At 69.9% G+C, this 13,393-nt stretch carries 15 protein-coding genes; 7 read left to right on the forward strand and 8 right to left on the reverse strand.

Annotated features, from left to right (window positions below):
• Positions 1–79 precede the first annotated feature (79 nt).
• A complete protein-coding gene (locus tag ASD56_RS10215; protein WP_055965159.1) occupies positions 80–676 on the forward strand; it encodes an SACE_7040 family transcriptional regulator in 597 nt (198 codons plus the stop codon).
• A gap of 65 nt (positions 677–741) precedes the next feature.
• On the opposite strand, the gene ASD56_RS10220 is transcribed toward ASD56_RS10215, so the two are convergent.
• From ASD56_RS10220 to pdhA, 3 genes are read right to left on the reverse strand one after another with little or no spacing between them, the layout of a single operon-like run.
• Positions 742–2,121 carry a dihydrolipoamide acetyltransferase family protein gene (locus tag ASD56_RS10220; protein WP_055965162.1) on the reverse strand — a complete coding sequence of 460 codons (1,380 nt, stop codon included), beginning with the start codon at positions 2,119–2,121 and terminating at the stop codon, positions 742–744.
• Complete coding sequence (locus tag ASD56_RS10225; RefSeq protein WP_055965164.1) at positions 2,121–3,131, reverse strand: alpha-ketoacid dehydrogenase subunit beta; 1,011 nt, start codon at positions 3,129–3,131, stop codon at positions 2,121–2,123. The genes ASD56_RS10220 and ASD56_RS10225 overlap by 1 nt, the downstream gene beginning before the upstream one ends.
• On the reverse strand, positions 3,128–4,264 hold the full coding sequence (gene pdhA / locus ASD56_RS10230; RefSeq protein ID WP_082541411.1) for a pyruvate dehydrogenase (acetyl-transferring) E1 component subunit alpha: 1,137 nt from the start codon (positions 4,262–4,264) through the stop codon (positions 3,128–3,130). The genes ASD56_RS10225 and pdhA overlap by 4 nt, the downstream gene beginning before the upstream one ends.
• 165 nt (positions 4,265–4,429) lie before the next feature.
• On the opposite strand from pdhA, the gene ASD56_RS10235 reads away from it, so the two are divergent.
• Entirely contained in the window at positions 4,430–4,903 is a 474-nt protein-coding gene (locus ASD56_RS10235) for an Lrp/AsnC family transcriptional regulator (protein WP_055965166.1), read from the forward strand.
• A 4-nt stretch (positions 4,904–4,907) separates the two neighbouring features.
• On the opposite strand, the gene ASD56_RS10240 is transcribed toward ASD56_RS10235, so the two are convergent.
• A complete protein-coding gene (locus ASD56_RS10240; protein WP_055965171.1) occupies positions 4,908–5,903 on the reverse strand; it encodes a DMT family transporter in 996 nt (331 codons plus the stop codon).
• Between the two features lie 74 nt (positions 5,904–5,977).
• Here ASD56_RS10240 and ASD56_RS10245 point away from each other — a divergent pair, with 74 nt between their 5' ends.
• Positions 5,978–6,532: a CGNR zinc finger domain-containing protein gene (locus ASD56_RS10245; protein ID WP_055965174.1), complete on the forward strand. Its 555-nt coding sequence runs from the start codon at positions 5,978–5,980 to the stop codon at positions 6,530–6,532.
• On the opposite strand, the gene ASD56_RS10250 is transcribed toward ASD56_RS10245, so the two are convergent.
• Entirely contained in the window at positions 6,492–7,391 is a 900-nt protein-coding gene (locus tag ASD56_RS10250; protein ID WP_055965177.1) for an alpha/beta fold hydrolase, read from the reverse strand. The genes ASD56_RS10245 and ASD56_RS10250 overlap by 41 nt on opposite strands.
• Before the next feature lie 74 nt (positions 7,392–7,465).
• Between ASD56_RS10250 and ASD56_RS10255 the strand changes: the two genes are divergently transcribed.
• Positions 7,466–8,197: an exonuclease domain-containing protein gene (locus tag ASD56_RS10255; protein ID WP_235565646.1), complete on the forward strand. Its 732-nt coding sequence runs from the start codon at positions 7,466–7,468 to the stop codon at positions 8,195–8,197.
• A gap of 69 nt (positions 8,198–8,266) precedes the next feature.
• Here ASD56_RS10255 and ASD56_RS10260 read toward each other — a convergent pair whose 3' ends face one another.
• From ASD56_RS10260 to glgA, 3 genes are all read right to left on the reverse strand, one after another.
• Positions 8,267–8,518 (reverse strand): type B 50S ribosomal protein L31, encoded by a 252-nt coding sequence (locus tag ASD56_RS10260; RefSeq protein WP_055965180.1) that lies wholly within the window; start codon positions 8,516–8,518, stop codon positions 8,267–8,269.
• 124 nt (positions 8,519–8,642) lie between these two features.
• Positions 8,643–9,428 (reverse strand): ABC transporter ATP-binding protein, encoded by a 786-nt coding sequence (locus tag ASD56_RS10265; RefSeq protein WP_055965184.1) that lies wholly within the window; start codon positions 9,426–9,428, stop codon positions 8,643–8,645.
• Positions 9,429–9,438: 10 nt separating this feature from the next.
• The gene (gene glgA / locus ASD56_RS10270) at positions 9,439–10,632 is read right to left on the reverse strand and encodes a glycogen synthase (protein ID WP_055965186.1); all 1,194 of its coding nucleotides are present in this window, start codon (positions 10,630–10,632) and stop codon (positions 9,439–9,441) included.
• Between the two features lie 77 nt (positions 10,633–10,709).
• Here glgA and ASD56_RS10275 point away from each other — a divergent pair, with 77 nt between their 5' ends.
• From ASD56_RS10275 to ASD56_RS10285, 3 genes are read left to right on the forward strand one after another with little or no spacing between them, the layout of a single operon-like run.
• Positions 10,710–11,954, forward strand: coding sequence for a glucose-1-phosphate adenylyltransferase (locus ASD56_RS10275; RefSeq protein WP_055965189.1), 1,245 nt, complete (start codon positions 10,710–10,712; stop codon positions 11,952–11,954).
• Positions 11,955–11,998: 44 nt separating this feature from the next.
• A complete protein-coding gene (gene serB / locus ASD56_RS10280) occupies positions 11,999–12,640 on the forward strand; it encodes a phosphoserine phosphatase SerB (RefSeq protein WP_055965192.1) in 642 nt (213 codons plus the stop codon).
• 39 nt (positions 12,641–12,679) lie between these two features.
• The gene (locus ASD56_RS10285; protein WP_055965195.1) at positions 12,680–13,372 is read left to right on the forward strand and encodes an alpha/beta fold hydrolase; all 693 of its coding nucleotides are present in this window, start codon (positions 12,680–12,682) and stop codon (positions 13,370–13,372) included.
• The last annotated feature ends 21 nt before the right edge of the window (positions 13,373–13,393 follow it).

Consider the following 13,393-nt stretch of genomic DNA (forward strand, 5'->3'; position numbering starts at 1 on the left):
GATCACGTCTGTTGTCCAGACACGCCGCGATTGGTTAGTGTTCACTAACTGGAGTCCAGGTTAGCGAGGATTAACTGAGATGACAAGCGGTGTCACCGAGCGCGATCGTGCCAAAGCCGATCGCCAGGCGGCGATCCTCCAGGAAGCGGCACGACTGTTCGCGGAACGTGGATTCAGCGGCGTGAGCCTGGAAGACCTGGGCGGTGCGGTCGGGATCAGCGGACCTGCGCTGTACCGCCACTTCGCCAACAAGCAGGCTCTCCTCGGCGCGATCCTCGTCGGAGTGAGCGAGCGCCTGCTGGCCGGGGGTCGCCGCGTGGTCGAGCAGGGCGGTACGCCCGCCGACCGGCTTCGTTCGCTCATCGACTTCCACGTCGACTTCGCCCTCGAGGAGTCCGACGTCATCCGCGTGCAGGACCGCGACCTCGCCAGCCTCAGCGACGAGGACCGGCACGGCGTCCGTCGCCTCCAGCGCGAGTACGTGGAGGTGTGGATCGCGATCCTCGCGGAGCTCCACCCCGACCGGACGCCGGACGACCTGCGCGTGCGCGCGCACTCCTGCTTCGGACTGATCAACTCCACGCCGTACAGCGTGCGGGCGCTGCGCGAGCGTCCCGCCGACGGCCAGGTGCGCGGCATCCTCGGGTCGATGGCGTTCGCCGCTCTGACCGCCTGAGGACAGCGAACGACGAGAGGGGGCGGATCCCGGATCCGCCCCCTCTCGTCGACGTGTGCGCGGACTCAGCGCAGCAGCATCGCCCGTCCCGGCTCACGCAGCACATCGGCCACCTCGACCAGGAAGCGCGACCCCTGCTCGCCGTCGACGAGCCGGTGATCGAACGACAGCGCGAGCGTCATGACGTCGCGCAGCGCGATCTCGCCGCGGTGCTCCCACGGCTGCCGGCGCACGGCGCCGAGGGCCAGGATGCCGGCCTCCCCCGGGTTGAGGATCGGCGTGCCCGCATCGACCCCGAAGACCCCGACGTTCGTGATCGAGAACGTGCCGCCCATCATCTCGGCGGGCGACGTCTTGCCGGCGCGCGCGGTCTCGGCGAGGGACCGGATCGCGTCCGCGAGCTCGACCAGCGTGAGGTCCTGGGCGTCGCGGATGTTCGGGACGACCAGGCCGCGTCCGGTCGCCGCGGCGATGCCGAGGTTGACGTAGTGGTGCTCGACGATCTCGCCGGCCGCCTCGTCCCACTTCGAGTTGAGCCCGGGGTGGCGGGCAAGGGCCAGGCAGACGGCCTTCGCAGCGACCGCCATGACGCCGATCTTGTGGTCCTGCAGCGATCGATCCACCTTGAGCGACGCGATGAGCTCGGTCGTGGCCGTGACGTCGACGGTGACGAACGTGGTCACATGCGGCGCGGTGAAGGCGCTGCGGACCATCGCCTCGGCGGTGTGCTTGCGGACGCCACGGATGGGAGTGCGCGTGGTCCGCTCCCCCGTGACGGCCGGCACATGGGTCGGGACCGTCTCGCGCTCGGGAGCGACGGGCTGCGCGGTCATCGGCGCCCCGACTCGTTCGACGTACGCCTCGACGTCGGACCGCGTGATCAGCCCGCCCGCACCGGTTCCGTCGACCAGCGCCAGGTCGACGCCGTGCTGCCTGGCGAACAGCCGCACCGGGGGCGTGGACCGGGGCCGTTCGAGAGGGCGATCCATCTCGACATGGTGGATCGCGTCGTGCGGCGCGGCTTCGAGCACCGCCGTGTCGCTGGCCATCGGGCGCCCTGCGGCGGCACGGGTGCGACGCTGCGGTCGCGCGTTGCCGCGCGGGGCGGCGCCGTAGCCGACGAGGTTGGGCTCCGCCTTGAGGGGCTCCTCGGCAGCCGCCTCTGCGGGACGTCCGGCCGGGGCGGGCGCGGGAGTGTCGTCACCGCCGGTGTCGAACGAGATGAGGACCGATCCGACCTCGACGACGTCGCCGGCGGCCGCGTGCAGCGCCGTGATCGTGCCGGCGTACGGCGACGGCAGCTCGACGACGGCCTTGGCCGTCTCGACCTCGGCGATGGTCTGGTTCAGCGTGACCGTGTCGCCGACGGCGACCGACCACTGCACCAGCTCGGCCTCGGGCAGTCCTTCGCCGAGATCGGGGAGCGTGAAGTCGTGGACGGCCATCAGAGCTCGACCCCGGTGAGCGAGTTCGGTCGGTCCATCACGCGGTCCACCGCGTCGAGGATCCGGTCCAGATCGGGCAGGTGGTGCTTCTCGAGCTTCGCGGGCGGGTACGGGATGTCATGCCCCGTGACGCGCTGCGGCGCCGACTCGAGGTAGTTGAAGCAGCGCTCGGTGACGCTCGCGATCAGCTCGGCTCCGACGCCGGCCTCGCGGGCCGCCTCGTGCGTCACCACGACGCGTCCGGTCTTGCGGACGGATGCGGTGACGGTGCGGTAGTCCACCGGGGAGATCGAACGCAGGTCGATGACCTCGATGGACACACCGTCGTCCTCGGCGGCGGTCGCGGCATCCAGCGCCGTCATCACCTGCGAGCCGTAGGTCAGCAGCGTGACGTCACTGCCCTCGCGGGCCACCCGCGCCAGGCCCATGGGCGGCGCGTCGGCGAGATCGACGTCGAGGTCGACCTCGCCCTTGGAGTGGTACAGGCGCTTGGGCTCGAAGAACACGACCGGGTCGTCCGACGCGATCGCCTGGCGGAGCATGACGTAGGCGTCCTGTGGGTTCGACACCGCGATGACCCGCAGCCCCGACGTGTGCACGAAGTAGGCCTCGGGCGACTCCGAGTGGTGCTCGGCCGCGCCGACGCCGCCGGCCCACGGGATGCGGATCGTGATCGGCATCTTCACGTTTCCGCGGGTGCGGTAGTGGAGCTTCGCGACCTGGCACACGATCTGATCGAAGGCCGGGTAGACGAAGCCGTCGAACTGGATCTCGACGACCGGGCGGTAGCCGCGGAACGCGAGGCCGACGGCCGTGCCCATGATCCCCGCTTCGGCCAGGGGCGTGTCGATCACGCGCTGCCCGCCGAACTGATCGAGCAGCCCGTCTGTGATGCGGAACACCCCGCCGAGCTTGCCGATGTCCTCGCCCATGATGAGGACCTTGGGGTCGTCGGCCATCGCGCGGCGGAGTCCTTCGTTGATGGCCTTGGCCATCGTGAGCTGCGTCATCGTGCCGCCTCCTCGGAGTCGGTGCCGAAGCCGTCGAGGTAGGCGCCGAACCAGGCGCGCTGCTCCTCAAGTCCCGAGTGGGGCTCTGCGTAGACGTGGTCGAGCACCCCGATGGGCTCGCGGCTCGTCGCGCCGAGCGCGGCGGCGCGCACGGCGGCGCCGAGCTCGTCGGCGTCCGCGGCGACGGCGGCGGCGAAGTCGTCGTCGAAGGCGTCCTCGTTGCGCAGCAGCGCCTCGACGCGGTTGATGGGGTCTCGGCCCTTCCAGCGCTCGACCTCGTCCTTGTCGCGGTAGCGGGTGGGGTCGTCCGAGGTGGTGTGCGGCCCCATCCGGTACGTGACGGCCTCAATGAAGGCGGGGCCGTTGCCCTTGCGGGCGTTGTCGAGGGCCCAGCGCATCGCGGCGAGGCAGGCGAGGACGTCGTTGCCGTCCACGCGCATACTCGGGATGCCGAAGCCCGGTGCGCGGCCGGCGATCGGGAACTTCGCCTGGACCGTGACGGGCTCGGAGATCGCCCACTGGTTGTTCGTGCACACGAACACGACCGGCGCGCGGAACGACGAGGCGAAGATCATGGCTTCGTTGACGTCGCCCTGGCTGGTGGCGCCGTCGCCGAAGTACGCGGCGGACGCCTGGTCGGTCCCGTCGCGCTGGATGCCCATCGCATAGCCCACCGCGTGGAGCGCCTGGGCGCCGATGATGATCTGGGGCGTCGCCGTGTTGATGTCGTAGGGGTTGTACGTCGAGTGCTCCTCGCCGCGCCAGGCCAGGACGAAGTCGGCGGGCTTGGCGCCGCGCACGAAGTTCACCCCGATCTCGCGGTAGCTCGGGAATGCGAAGTCGTCGGAGCGGAAGGCGCGGGCGGTGCCCACCTGGACGCCTTCCTGGCCCTGGCACGGCGCCCAGAGGCCCAGCTGGCCCTGGCGCTGCAGTGCGACTCCCTCGGTGTCGATGCGTCGCACCAGCACCATGTCGCGATAGAGGCTCCGGAGCGCCGATGCATCGACGTCCTTCACCCACTGCTCGAGCTCGGGGTCGACCACGCGCTGCCCGTCAGGGGTCAGCAGCCGTGCGACGTCATCGGTGTCTGTCGCAAGATCGGCGGTGGGGGTCAGGGTGTGCGTCATCGTCATCACTCCTCGGTGCAACCCTCCCTCGTGAGGAGAGGCGTCGTGGCTACCGGCATCTTCGCCGACACCTCAACGGTACGTCGGTGTCGCACCTCGCTCAAGCATGCGCGATCGGCTTGAGCATGTTGACAACCAACAGGCCGAATGGCCGTGCTAACCTTGCGCACTATGAGCGCCCTCGATCACGTCGACCTCGAGCTGCTGGCAGCCCTGTCGGCAGACCCTCGCGCCACGGTCGTCGCTCTCGCGGAGCGGCTCGGCCTCTCGCGCAACACCGTTCAGGCCCGCATGGCGCGTCTGGAGCGCTCCGGCGTCTTCCTGTCGTACGAGCGCGCCATCTCATCGTCGTCGCTGGGCTACCCGATCGAGGCGTTCATCAGCGTCATCGTGCGGCAGGCAGAGCTGCCGCGAATCACCGCCGATCTCTCGCGCGTGCCCGAGATCGTGCAGGCGCACGGACTCTCCGGTCAGGTCGATCTGCTGGTCCGTGTCGCCTGCCGCGATACCCAGCACCTGTTCGACACGGATGCCCGCATCCTCGCGATCGAGGGCGTCGAGCGCACCGAGACGTCGCTCGTGATGGGCGAGGTCATCCCCCACCGCGTGATGCCGCTCATGGAGCTGGCCCGGCGCGACTCCTGAGCCGCTACGGCAGCGGAACGGCAGGCGCCGGGATCGAAGGCGTCGGTGCCCTCCGCAGATCGTCGAGCTTGACCAGGACGACGCCGGCGAGGATCAGCGCGCCACCGGCGAACTGGATGGGTGCCGGCACCTCGGCGAGGAAGATCCACGCGAAGCCGAGCGCAAACAGCACCTCGGACAGCCCGACGAACGACGCGACCCGGGCTCCGACGCGCGGCACGGCCATCACGCCGAGCGCGTAGCCGAGGGTCGTCGCCACGCCGGCCACCCACAGGAGCGGCACGAACCACGGCACCTCGACGCCGGCGAGCACCACCGAGACGGCGGGCGCGTGGAACGGCATGATGCCGACCAGGCACAGCACGCCCATCATCGCCGCGCCCGCCAGCAGGCCGCCGGCGGCCAGCGCGAGCGGCGGAAGATCGTCGCCGGCGCGCTCGGAGATCACGAAGTAGACGCAGACGCAGACCGCGGCGGCGAGGGCCAGGAGCGTTCCGATCAGATCGAACGACGCTCCGGAGATGTCGACGACCAGCACCAGGCCCACGACCGCGACGCCCGAGCCCCACAGCACGAGAGCGGAGGGCTTGCGCCGCGTTCGCAGCCACACGAACGCCACGAGCATGACCGGCGCGAGGTACTGGATGAGGAGCGCGATGGCGACCGGCATCCGCTGCATCGCCGAGAAGAAGAAGAGCTGGCACCCGAGCACCGGCATCAGGGCGAACCCGAGCAGAAGCCGCCAGTGACGCTTCAGGAACGACGGCTGCCGCCGGATCGCGGCGAAGAACGCAGGAGAGAGGATGAGTCCTGCGACGCCCATGCGCACGAGCAGCGCCGCGCCAAGCGACCAGCCGCTCTCGAGCAGCGGCTTGATGAACGGCCCGCTCGAGGAGAACGCGAGCGCGGAGGCCACGGCCATGACGAGGCCCGTGCTGCGCATGCGGCTGGATGCCGTGAGCGGGGCGAACGTCGGGATCGACGCGGTCGAAGCGGTCATGGGAGGCATCCGGCTGTCAGGAGTGAAGTGCGTTTACACTGGTGACGGTATCGAATCGCCTGTCAGGAGTCAACATGGTCTTCATTCATGACACCAAACGCACGCTCATGATGGTGGTCGACCTCGTGAACACGCTTCCCAGCTTCGACGACGACGACACCCTGCAGACGCCCGACGACCTGGCTCGCTTCCTGGAGACCAACCCCTACACGGGCACGATCCGGCACGACGCGGAAGAGCTCGAGTCCGTCCGTGAGCTCCGCGCGCGCCTGCGCGAGCTGTGGGCGGTCGACCGCGTCGGCGCGGTCCCCATCGTCAACGACATGCTCGCCGACGGCCGGGCACTCCCCCGGCTCGTGATCCACGACGAGTACGACTGGCACATCCATGCGACGTCGGACGACTCCCCGCTGGCGACGCGCATGATGGTCGAGGCGGCCATGGCGTTCGTCGACGTCATCCGCGCGGACGAATACGACCGCATCCGCGTGTGCGCCGCCGACGACTGCGAGTCCGTCTACATCGACTACTCGAAGAACGGCTCGAAGCGCTACTGCGACACCGGCAACTGCGGCAACCGCATGAACGTCATCGCGTACCGGGCGCGGAAGGCACGAGAAAGCGCCTGATCGCGTCGGCTGCCGCGGCGGGCGTCTCGTAGTGGATCAGGTGTCCCACGTCGTCGATCTCGACGAGCTCGGCTGACGGGAAGAGGGTCGCGAGGTGCCGCTCCGCCTCGATCGGCGTGATGTCGTCGCGCACTGCCGCCACCAGAAGCGTCGGCTGCGCGATGCGGGGGGCGAACGCGCGGACGTCGTTCGAGACAGACGCCACGAACGCGTCGTGCAGGACATCGCGGTCGGCGAACCGTGAGAAGTAGGTGTCGTGCTGGTCGTGGATGAAACGACGGAGGTACGGATCCTTCGTCTTCGCCATCGACTCGCTCATCACCCGCACGATCAGCCCGTTGCGCAGCAGGGCCTCACCGAGGGCTTCGGGCAGACGCGCGCCCGCCCAGTAGTAGAACACCGCCAGCCGCGTGAGCACCCCCTTCGGCCCTTCCAGCGCGGGAGCGCCGATCGGGTTGACGAGGACCACCCGCGGGGTTTCGAGCCCGCCGGCGACGGCGGCCGATACGACGATGGACCCGAAGGAGTGGCCGAGGATCACGGCGCCCGGGGCGACCGCGGCCACGAAGTCCCGCAGCCAGTGCGCATAGGCGTTGATGTCGTGGCGGACTCCGGGCAGCGGCGGCGTCTCGCCGAAGCCGGGCAGGTCGGGTGAAATGACGCGGATGCCGGGAAGATGTGCAACGACCGGCTCGAGGCCGTGGTGCTCACCGCGGAAGCCGTGCACGGCGACCACGGTGACCGCCGCGTCCGCCGGTCCGTAGACCCAATAGGCGGTGCGCCCGCCGAGCACGTCGACCTCGAGGCGCGCGACCGGGATCTCGTCGAGCAGAGGCGCATACGGGTTGGGGACGGTCACGCCCCGAGTCTACGAGGGTCGACCTGCGGAGCGCCTCGACGCCGATGTCGCAGGCCGCGCATACCGTGAGCGACATGAACCCGCCCCGCTCCGAGATGCTCTCGCTGTTCGAGACTCCGGAATGGCTGCGGATCGTCGGCGTCTTCGACCTCGAGACGACCGGCGTGGATGTCACGACCGACCGCATCGTCACCGCGCACGTCGGACTGCTGGACGCCTCCGGTGCCGTCGTCCGCGCCCGCGACTGGCTGGCCGACCCGGGCGTCGAGATCCCGGAGGGCGCGGCCGCGATCCACGGCATCTCCACCGAGCACGCACGAGCTCATGGGCGGGATGCCGCGGCCGTCGTCGCCGAGGTGGTGCAGGCGCTGCGCGCTCTGCTCGACGCGGGCATCCCGGTCGTCGCGTACAACGCCCCCTACGACTTCTCGCTGCTCAAGAACGAGGCTCTGCGCCACGGCATCGACCCGATCGCCGCGCCGTTCCCGGTGATCGACCCGCTCGTCGTCGACAAGGCCTACGACCGCTGGCGGCGCGGCAAGCGCACGCTCTCGGTCGTCGCGGAGCACTACGCCGTCCGGCTGGACGGCGCGCACGAGGCGGCCGCAGACGCCGTGGCGGCAGGGCGCGTCGCTCAAGCGCTCGCCGAGCGGTTCGCACCCTGGCTCCCCCCGACCGCGCACGAGCTGCACACCCGCCAGATCGCGTGGGCGCGGGCTCAGGCGGAGAGCCTCACGGAGTACTTCATCCAGATCGGACGGATCGAGCCGCACGACCGCCTCGACGGCAGCTGGCCGATCCGCTGATCCCCCACCGCTCCGCCGGGGAGAAACGGCGAAGGCCCCGCCGGAGCGGGGCCTTCACGGTGCGGCTGCTTACTTGGAGCCGAAGTTCTTGAAGCGCTGGTTGAACTTCTCGACGCGACCGGCCGAGTCCATGATGCGCTGCTTGCCCGTGTAGAACGGGTGCGAAGCGGACGAGATCTCGACGTCGATGACGGGGTACTCGACGCCGTCGAGCTCGATGGTCTTGTCGCTGGTCACCGTGGAGCGGGTGAGGAAGGTCTCGCCCGAGCCGAGGTCGCGGAACACGACCGCCTGGTAGTCGGGGTGGATGTCAGTCTGCATGAGAAGTCCTTTGAGGAGTGGTGCCCTGGATTTTGCCAGGGCGGTCAAAGTCTGCGGTGCGAGCGCACCAAAGGTCGATCTTACCAGCCTCTGGCCCGTAGCGGGAATCGAGGACCGGCGGAGGTCAGTGGGCGGCGCGAGCCGCGTACCGGCCGGCGTCGTGCGTCAGGTGGATGGGCGCTCCGAACGCCTCGGTGAGACTCTCGGCCGTGAGCGCCTCGCCGATGGGACCTGCCGTGACGACACCGCCGTCTGCGAGCAGCATCACGTGGGTGAAGCCGATCGGGATCTCCTCGACATGGTGGGTCACCATGATCATGGCCGGCGTCGTCGGCGCCTGCGCGTAGCCGCCCAGCAGCGTGAGCAGCTCCTCGCGGGCGCCGAGGTCGAGGCTCGCGGTCGGCTCGTCGAGCAAAAGCAGCTCCGGATCGGTCATGACGGCGCGCGCGATCTGCACGCGCTTCTGCTCGCCGTCGCTGAGCGTGCCGAAGGTGCGGTCGGCGAGGTGGTCGAGCTTCCATTCCGCCAGCACGCGCAGGGCACGGCGCTCGTCCAGATCTTCGTAGTCCTCGCGCCAGCGCCCGAGCACCGAGTACGCGGCCGTGAGCACGACGTTGAGCACGGTCTCCTCCGGCGGCATGCGGCGGGCCATCGCGGACGAGGCGAAGCCGATGCGCGGACGAAGCTCGAACACATCGGTGCGGCCCAGCTGCTCCCCCAGGATCGAGACGGTCCCCGATGTCGGGTGCATCAGCGTGTCGGCGAGCTGGAGCACGGTGGTCTTGCCCGCCCCGTTCGGACCGAGGATCACCCAGCGCTCGTCGTCGTTCACGGTCCAGTCGAGGTGATCGACGATGTTCCGGGAGTTTCGGCGGACGACGACGTCGGAGAACTCGAGCACCTGCGGCATGCGGTCAAGCCTATCGGCCGCGAGCGGCGACCTCCGCGTACAGCGCGGCCGTCTGATCGGCGATGCTCTGCCAGCTGAACTCCGTCGTCGCCCGCTCGCGGCCCGCTGCGCCATAGGCGCGCGCCTGCTCGGGATCCGACACCACCTCGGTGAGCACCCGCGCCAGGTCGGCCACGTACTGCTCCGGGTCGGTGGGGGTGCCGGTGCCGTCCTGCACCTGGTCGATGGGGACCAGCCGGCCGGTGACGCCGTCGACGACCACTTCGGGGATGCCGCCCGTGGCGGTTCCGACCACGGCTGCGCCGCACGCCATCGCCTCGAGGTTCACGATGCCGAGCGGCTCGTACACGGACGGGCAGACGAAGGTGGTCGCAGCCGTCAGCACCGTGCACAGCTCGTGGCGCGACAGCATCCGGTCGATCCACACGACGCCCTCGCGGGTCTGCTGCAGCCCGCGGACCAGGCCCTCGACCTCCGCCATGATCTGCGGCGTGTCCGGGGCCCCGGCGCACAGGACGACTTGCACGTCCGGCGGAAGCAGCTCGGCGGCGCGGAGGAAGTACGGGAGGCCCTTCTGCCGCGTGATGCGGCCCACGAACACGACCGAGGGGCGGGAGGGATCGATGCCCAGTGTCGCGAGCAGGTCCGGATCCTCGACCGGATGCCACGCGTCCACGTCGATGCCGTTGTAGATCACGCGGACCCTGTCGGGATCCAGCGCCGGGTAGCTGCGCAGGATGTCGGCGCGCATGCCGCCGCTGACGGCCACCACGGCCGCGGCGCCCTCGTACGCGGTGCGCTCGATCCAGCTCGACACGGCGTAGCCGCCGCCGAGCTGCTCGGCCTTCCAGGGCCGCAGCGGCTCGAGGCTGTGTGCCGTCACGATGTGCGGGATGCCGTGCAGCAGGGACGCCAGGTGCCCGGCGAAGTTCGCGTACCAGGTGTGGCTGTGGACGACGTCGGCGCCCGCGACATCGGTCACCATGGCCAGGTCCGTCCCCAGCGTCTGCACTGCGGCATTCGCCTCGCTCAGCTCGGCGGGCACCGCGTACGACGTCGTGCCGGCCTCATCGCGCTCGGCGCCGAACGCGCGCACCCGTACGTCGAGCGAATCGCGCAGCGCGCCGACGAGCTCGGTGACGTGCACACCCGCGCCGCCGTAGATCTCGGGCGGGTATTCCTTGGTGATGATGTCGACGCGCATGGCACGAAACCTAGTGCATGACGCTTCCCGCGTGTAGCCGCTACCCGCACCGGAGCTCGGGGCCTAGGGTGGGTCCCATGCCCGCCGCCCCCAAGGTTTTCGGAATCATCCTCGCCGGAGGCGAGGGCAAGCGCCTCATGCCCCTGACGGCGGACCGGGCCAAGCCCGCGGTGCCGTTCGGAGGGCAGTACCGGCTCATCGACTTCGCCATCTCGAACCTCATAAATTCGGGTCTGCGACAGGTCGTGGTGCTCACCCAGTACAAGTCCCACAGCCTCGACCGGCACATCTCGCAGACCTGGCGCATGTCCGCGCTCCTCGACTCGTACGTCACCTCCGTGCCGGCGCAGCAGCGACTGGGCAAGCGATGGTTCTCCGGTTCCGCCGATGCGATCCTGCAGAGTCTCAACCTCATCAACGACGAGCAGCCCGACATCGTGATCGTCATCGGCGCCGATCACGTCTACCGCATGGACTTCCGTCAGATGCTGGCCGATCACATCGAGTCGGGCGCGCGGGCGACGGTGGCAGGCATCCGTCAGCCGATCGCCCTGGCGAACCAGTTCGGCGTGATCGACGTCGACAAGGACGACCCGACGCGCATCAGCGAGTTCCTCGAGAAGCCGCAGAACCCGACGGGGCTGGCCGACTCGCCCGGCGAGGTGCTCGCCTCGATGGGCAACTACATCTTCGACACCGACGCGCTCATCGAGGCCGTCGAGGCCGACGGCGAGCTGCCGACCTCGAACCACGACATGGGCGGCGACATCGTGCCCTATTTCGTGGGCCGCGGCGAGGCGGGCGTGTACGACATGAACCGCAACGACGTGCCGGGATCGACCGACCGCGACCGCTACTACTGGCGTGACGTCGGAACCATCGACTCGTTCTTCGACGCGCATCGCGACCTCATCTCGACGCTGCCGATCTTCAACCTGTACAACATGAACTGGCCGATCCACTCTCAGGCGGTCAACTCTCCCCCGGCCAAGTTCGTGCGCGACTCCGTCGGGCGCATCGGCAACTCGATCGACTCGATCGTGTCGCTGGGCTCCGTGCTTTCAGGGACGCACCTCGAACGCAGCGTGGTGGGCCCCTGGACCCTCGCCGGCGGCGGGTCGACGATCACCGACTCGGTCCTGTTCGATCACGTGCACGTCGGAGCCGGCGCCCGCATCCACCGCGCCATCCTCGACAAGAACGTGGTCCTCGCCGACGGTGCCACGATCGGCGTCGACCGCGAACGCGACCTCGCACGCGGATTCACCGTCACCGACAGCGGGATCACGGTGGTCGGCAAGGGCATCCACGTCGAACGATGACCGTCGGTTGGGGATGCCGCATCCCCCGCCGCTAGCGTGGAGGCATGCCCGCCCCCGCCGCCCGTTTCCTCGTCGTGCTCGACGCCGACTCCACGCTGATCCGCAACGAGGTCATCGAGCTCCTCGCGGATGAGGCGGGTCGCGGCGCCGAGGTGGCGGCGGCCACCGAGGCCGCGATGCGCGGCGAGGTCGACTTCGCGACGAGCCTGCGCTCCCGCGTGGGCAAGCTCGCCGGCGTTCCGGTGGACTCGTTCGGGCGCGTGCTCGGGCGGATCGAGCCGACGCCCGGGGTGCAGGCTCTCATCGCGGCGGTGCACGAGCGTGGCGGAGCGGTGGGTGTCGTCTCCGGCGGCTTCCACGAGATCCTCGACGCGGTCGCGCCGGGGCTGGGCGTCGACGTCTGGCGTGCGAACCGGCTGGCGACCGCCAACGGCGTGCTCACCGGCGAGGTCGACGGCGCGATCGTGGACGCGGACGCGAAGGCGGATGCCGTGCGCGAATGGGCGGCCGAGCGAGGGGTCCCGCTGGCGCGCACGATCGCGATCGGCGACGGTGCCAACGACCTGCGGATGATGGAGGTCGCCGGCCTCGGCGTGGCCTTCAACGCGAAGCCGGCGGTGCGGGCTCAGGCGGACGTCGTGGTCGGCCCGGTCGATCTCGCGGAAGTGATCGCGCTGCTGCCCTGAGCCGGTGCGGATGTCGCAGGGGCTCGGTAGCGTCGGAGCATGGACATCATCCTCGTTCCCGGTCTCTGGTTGGACGCCTCTTCGTGGGATCCGGTGATTCCGGCTCTACGTGACGCCGGGCACACGCCGAAGCCGCTCACGATGCCGGGGGTGGGCGGATCGGCTTCCGAAACCGCCGACATCGGCATCCAGGACTGGGTGGACGCCGTGGTGGCCGAGATCGACGCCGCGGACGGGACGGTCGTGCTCGTGGGTCACAGCGGCGGCGGGAACGTCGTCTGGGGTGCGGCAGAGGCGCGTGCCGGCCGGGTGGCACGGGTGATCTTCGTCGACACGGTGCCGCCGCCGGACGGCCGCGAGATCTCGGAGTTCGAGGTCGTCGACGGCGTCGTCCCGTTCCCGGGGTGGGAGACCTTCGACGAGCCCGATGTGGCCGACATCGACGCGGCCATGCGCGCGGAGTGGACGCCGCGGACGCAGTCGGTCCCGGCACGGGTGCCGACCGACGGCATCCGGCTCGCCGGGACCGCCCGGCACGCCGTTCCCGTGACGATCCTCTCGGGCGCGATGGACGACGCGGAGTTCCGGGAGTCGATCGCGCAGTGGGGACCGTGGGGCGAGGAGTTCGACGCGATCACGGATGCCGAGGTGGTGCATCTGCGCTCGGGCCATTGGCCGCAGATCTCGAAGCCGGACGAACTGGCTCAGGCCCTCGTGGACGCGATCCGCTGAGCCCCCGCCCTCATCCGGTGA

Source organism: Microbacterium sp. Root166 (genome assembly GCF_001427145.1).
Taxonomy (GTDB): domain Bacteria; phylum Actinomycetota; class Actinomycetes; order Actinomycetales; family Microbacteriaceae; genus Microbacterium.

Bases quoted from the DNA above. Each gene is read 5' to 3' on its own strand.
- ASD56_RS10265 (WP_055965184.1), bottom strand. From the start codon at position 9,428: ATGCCGCAGGTGCTCGAGTTCTCCGACGTCGTCGTCCGCCGAAACTCC.
- ASD56_RS10240 (WP_055965171.1), bottom strand. From the start codon at position 5,903: ATGACCGCTTCGACCGCGTCGATCCCGACGTTCGCCCCGCTCACGGCA.
- ASD56_RS10220 (WP_055965162.1), bottom strand. From the start codon at position 2,121: ATGGCCGTCCACGACTTCACGCTCCCCGATCTCGGCGAAGGACTGCCC.
- glgA (WP_055965186.1), bottom strand. From the start codon at position 10,632: ATGCGCGTCGACATCATCACCAAGGAATACCCGCCCGAGATCTACGGC.
- ASD56_RS10255 (WP_235565646.1), top strand. From the start codon at position 7,466: ATGAACCCGCCCCGCTCCGAGATGCTCTCGCTGTTCGAGACTCCGGAA.
- ASD56_RS10245 (WP_055965174.1), top strand. From the start codon at position 5,978: ATGGTCTTCATTCATGACACCAAACGCACGCTCATGATGGTGGTCGAC.
- ASD56_RS10215 (WP_055965159.1), top strand. From the start codon at position 80: ATGACAAGCGGTGTCACCGAGCGCGATCGTGCCAAAGCCGATCGCCAG.
- ASD56_RS10285 (WP_055965195.1), top strand. From the start codon at position 12,680: ATGGACATCATCCTCGTTCCCGGTCTCTGGTTGGACGCCTCTTCGTGG.
- ASD56_RS10275 (WP_055965189.1), top strand. From the start codon at position 10,710: ATGCCCGCCGCCCCCAAGGTTTTCGGAATCATCCTCGCCGGAGGCGAG.
- ASD56_RS10260 (WP_055965180.1), bottom strand. From the start codon at position 8,518: ATGCAGACTGACATCCACCCCGACTACCAGGCGGTCGTGTTCCGCGAC.
- pdhA (WP_082541411.1), bottom strand. From the start codon at position 4,264: ATGACGATGACGCACACCCTGACCCCCACCGCCGATCTTGCGACAGAC.
- ASD56_RS10235 (WP_055965166.1), top strand. From the start codon at position 4,430: ATGAGCGCCCTCGATCACGTCGACCTCGAGCTGCTGGCAGCCCTGTCG.
- ASD56_RS10225 (WP_055965164.1), bottom strand. From the start codon at position 3,131: ATGACGCAGCTCACGATGGCCAAGGCCATCAACGAAGGACTCCGCCGC.
- serB (WP_055965192.1), top strand. From the start codon at position 11,999: ATGCCCGCCCCCGCCGCCCGTTTCCTCGTCGTGCTCGACGCCGACTCC.